This window comes from Loktanella sp. DJP18 (assembly GCF_049310965.1).
In the GTDB taxonomy this organism is placed as follows: Bacteria; Pseudomonadota; Alphaproteobacteria; order Rhodobacterales; family Rhodobacteraceae; genus Loktanella.
The window spans coordinates 1-4,220 of record NZ_JBMERN010000207.1 but is presented as its reverse complement, the minus strand read 5'-3'; the positions used below and the strand labels follow the sequence as shown (position 1 = coordinate 4,220).

Here is a 4,220-nt window from a genome sequence, read left to right as displayed (position 1 = left end):
GATGATGTTGCTTAAGGCCTGGCCCTTGGGCAAGCATCTCATGGACGAGCGAAACGGCATCACTTATCATCGAGATTTCGTCGTCAGTAAACTCCCGGTCCGAGCGTCCGCACGATCCGATCGTCTTCGACTCCACCTCGCCACGTCCGACAGCAACACCGTAAGGATAACCATGATCTGCTGCGGAGTCCATGACGCCGAGTGGATCTGCGAGCTCAATCTCGGACCAACGTGCCGCGCCGTCATTCATCATGGCCCAGATGACGGAGGGATCACATAAGATAAACTTGCGCTCCGAGTAGTGCTTACTCCAGTCTAGCCTGTAGGTCATTTTAACCATGGCAGGTCTGCTGAAACGGACGTGGAAGCCGAAGTTGAATCCTTCCGGAGCAACCGCAGCGATCTGGGCAAGAACATCATCTACATCAGGCCTTGCCAAAACGCTTCTCACCAATAAGTCATGAATACCTGTGCAGTAATGCACAAAAAAACTTTCAGCAACTGATACTTCAAAATCTGGTTTACAGCAGATGGTAGAAAGTGATCAGGCTGAACGAATGCATTCCGCCTGTAATTCGGCCTCGAACTTTCTGGCTTCCGGGGGCGACATGACCGCATTACCACGAGATAGAAGTTTAAGGCTTCTGACGGCCATGGGCGACAACGCTGACAACGTTTCTGCCCGCCGATCTATACAGTCATTGAAGGTAAGACGTGGAACAACCTCCCAGGCAAGACCCCAGTCGAGCGCCTGGTCGGACGTGATGATGTTACCAAACAGAGCTGCACCAAGGGCGCGCTGAGAGCCAGCGCGTCGCTCGAGAAATCTCAGGACTCCTGCATCAGGCACCATACCCCGCGCAAGAAAAGGCAGGGAAAAGTATGACCGCTGCTGCATGATCACGATATCGCTCGCTAGAGCAAGCGCAACCCCGACGCCAATTGCCGGCCCATTTACGGCAGCAATGACCGGTATGGGGCATGTCTCGATAGCGTCAACCATTGGACCATATTCGGTCATCAGAACTTCATAAACCTTTTCAGGATCGTCCGCTGGTTCTTCCAGAAAGTCGTGGCCAATGCTGAAAGCCCCACCTGCCCCGGTTAGAATAATAACACGCACAGATCCATAGTTTGAATTTATAGCATTAATTATTTCATTTCTTAATTTACTATTCAATGCATTACGACTTTGCCTGCGATTGAATGATATCTTTAAAATGCTGTTATTAGAATTTCTTGTGATATTTATTGTTTCGAACATAATCAACGGGCCCTGCACGTGCTGTCATTACTGCCCACGTCACGCAAGGAAACTGGACCAATCATTCTCAATTACTTCTTTTATAACGCGAGTTGAAACAAAATATCCGCGCGCAGCGTAATATTACGCAAGATGATGGCCCTGAGGCGCGTGCTTTTTTCGAGAATGTCACGAGAGTCCCACTGATGTTCATATCAGACGCGCCATCCAGCATGATGATCGGGCGATTTCGAACCCATATACTGACAGACAATCTGGTTGCCGATCCACTTGGGGTCGACCGCTCAGGAGCGACCCCAAGTGGACCAACAGAGAGATTAAAATGAGCCTCGTGAAAAGCCTTCTAAACCAACACAAGGCCAAACTTGACGAAGATCAACTTAAGGCTGCCCATGAATACTTGCGTAGAAGGGCTGCAACCGAGCTATTCGCATTCCCCATCGATATGACACAGACAGATGCACAGACAGGCTTCCTGCTCTTCGAGCGTGAGTTTCATGGCACCCCAGTGCGCTTGTTCGGGCAGGATGTCGCCTCCCTCGCGCACACGCGCCTGCGCATCTTCCGGGCGCAGAGGATGGACGATGGAGGATATGCGCCGACTCATGAAATCTTCTCAGCAAGGATTTCCGAGAAGGCCCTCACCCAGGCAATGTTTGAAGCCAACAGAAGTGAGGGATCGGCGCTCACGGTAACCCGGCTGGGGTCATACATGACGCCCCCATTCGATATCAAGACGAGAAAGGCCGAACGCGTTGCTCAAAGCCTCACCGCTGGCCGTGACAGCGCATTTGATGAGGCGGTGACTGACATGCTCACACTCCTTGCAGGCGAACCGATGAAATCGAACGCTGCAATCAGGGACGCAGCAGAACGCATCGGATACAAAGTTCGCGACATGACATCAACGACATATGACCTTGAGCGGCACCTCGAGGCCATGTCCATGGTGCGCACAGAAGTCCTGACAGAGGCGGCACATGCCGCATTGCATGCGCAGAAGATCCTGGATGCGATGTCCATGGCATCGCAGGCCTTGCCTGCACCTGACCAGCCAGACTGGACTGCTGTTTCTGCCGAGCATCCTATGGTGGATAATATGCTTGATCCATTGCCACATGATCTGCGTGAAGCACTTCGTATTCTTATCGTTTCAGATATTGAAACACTCGCTGCTGCGCATCCTCGCATGCTGAACTGGATCAAAGTCTCCGAAGAAGGCCCGATCGTCTCCTTTCCGCCTCCCCGCGACCGCGGTGTCTCATACGGAACTGGCACCGACCGCGACGCAGTGAAGGAACGTGTCGATGGTCTTTCGCATCTTTGGAACTGGGCCTTCAATCCCCACGTCGAAGACTCAAGGCAGAGGCACGACGTGCGTCAGGCAAGTCTCGCAATCAGTCAACGAAGCGGCTGGCTTGGCAACATTCACAGCACCCTGCCCCCGACCGAAGGACAATACTTTTCACTTCGCATCGCCTCAGCATGGGAGGAAACCGATTACGGCCTGACAGCGAAGATCAGATCGAGCTCCAATCCAGTCATTGAGATAGAGATGGTTGCAGAAGACCTGATGACGGCGCTTCGGGGTCACCCCGATGGCAGTCCGGTGTCATGCTCCATTCGTGCAATGTGCGGCATCTGGCGACACCCCGCTGAACGACCCGTGCACAAAATCACGACAGACATCGCATCCATGTCACAGCAGATCGCATCGACACCTGAGGTAATCGAGTTGCGGGATGCCGTCGATGCTCTGAGAGCATTTACTGACAGCAAAAGATCCGGGAAGGTGTGGAGATCTGATGTCGAATCCTGTGTCACAAGGATTAACACCGCTTACGAGGCAGCAAAAAATCGTGTCAGTTTGGATCTCGGAATTGCACGGGAAACTGTTGACACACATGTTGTGAAAAGCGCCGAAGGTATTCTCAATTCAATTTCAAAGAGCCTCCCGCGTTCCGTGATCAGCCTTTTGCAGATATCGTCAAAGAAAGAATGATATGACTTGTCTGCCCGGTCCACTCAGGGATCGGGCAGTCTTGTCAGGCTCTTGACGCTAAAAAGATTAACATATTATTAACAAATCAGCAGACCATCTCAATAAACTACACACCCCAGCACATTGTTTCCAATCTTGACATAAAGACCGAACTCAGGAGTCTGAGACACCGCCTTCGTTTAGCCCCGACAGAATCGAAACGCTGTTGTTTTTCATTTTGCGGGAATTACGGAGATGCAATCAGGATACGGCATGCGTAAAGACCCACACAGGCTTTTACCGATGTTCCAGGACACCAACGACATGATGCACATCACCATTCAGGCAGCTTCAGACACGATTGCTGCAAAATCATCCACGATTTTCGCTAAGATTTTTCAAGATCACCAAGAAAATTCATCAATCCAGGCCAGCCTGGAAGTGTTGTCAGCGCGCCTGCCGTGGCAACCGCGGGGCCTATCCGACCCCTTCCTTTTGGCGGGTCTTTGAAACAGCTAAACCGTTGGTGCCTTGCGGTGATCTCGTGACTGAGACATCGTCAACCCAAGCAGCGCCGATACGGCGACTGAATGCAAAAAGCTGAAAGCGAAGCGACATGCAGCAGGGTAACCACACAATCCCGGATCACGAGCGAGAATTTGACATAGACCTGCCCTGCCTTAGACATCACGCCAACGAAGCTGCAATCGTCGATCTGATATGCAAGCAAGCCAGTGAAATGGATAGCCTTCTTGATGGTGATCTCACCTTGTTGGCGCGCGTGTATAGCGCCCTTGGCGTCGCGATTTTTACATCTGAAGAAAAAGACGGCACGCTGTCAGACGAGGTCGCCGCAGCAGCAAATCTTACAACAATGCTAGATCAGTTCGATGTCGACACCGAAGATCCGGCGCTTGCAACATTCGTGCGGTTGCCGAAGTCGGCGCGCGATATCGAAAAAGAGATGAGGTTCTC

5 protein-coding genes are annotated in these 4,220 nt (G+C 51.8%); 3 read left to right on the top strand and 2 right to left on the bottom strand.

Features of this window, described 5'->3' with window-relative positions:
• A partial coding sequence (locus tag ACOI1H_RS23860; protein WP_422440685.1) for an autoinducer binding domain-containing protein occupies positions 1-484 on the bottom strand: 484 nt, incomplete at its 3' end.
• Positions 485-544: 60 nt separating this feature from the next.
• On the bottom strand, positions 545-1,264 hold the full coding sequence (locus tag ACOI1H_RS23855) for an enoyl-CoA hydratase/isomerase family protein (protein ID WP_422440683.1): 720 nt from the start codon (positions 1,262-1,264) through the stop codon (positions 545-547).
• A gap of 322 nt (positions 1,265-1,586) precedes the next feature.
• Between ACOI1H_RS23855 and ACOI1H_RS23850 the strand changes: the two genes are divergently transcribed.
• The 3 genes from ACOI1H_RS23850 to ACOI1H_RS23840 form a co-directional block, all read left to right on the top strand.
• On the top strand, positions 1,587-3,266 hold the full coding sequence (locus ACOI1H_RS23850; protein ID WP_422440681.1) for a hypothetical protein: 1,680 nt from the start codon (positions 1,587-1,589) through the stop codon (positions 3,264-3,266).
• A 252-nt stretch (positions 3,267-3,518) separates the two neighbouring features.
• The gene (locus ACOI1H_RS23845; RefSeq protein WP_422440680.1) at positions 3,519-3,755 is read left to right on the top strand and encodes a hypothetical protein; all 237 of its coding nucleotides are present in this window, start codon (positions 3,519-3,521) and stop codon (positions 3,753-3,755) included.
• A gap of 106 nt (positions 3,756-3,861) precedes the next feature.
• On the top strand, positions 3,862-4,220 hold a 359-nt coding region (locus tag ACOI1H_RS23840), incomplete at its 3' end, for a hypothetical protein (protein WP_422440678.1).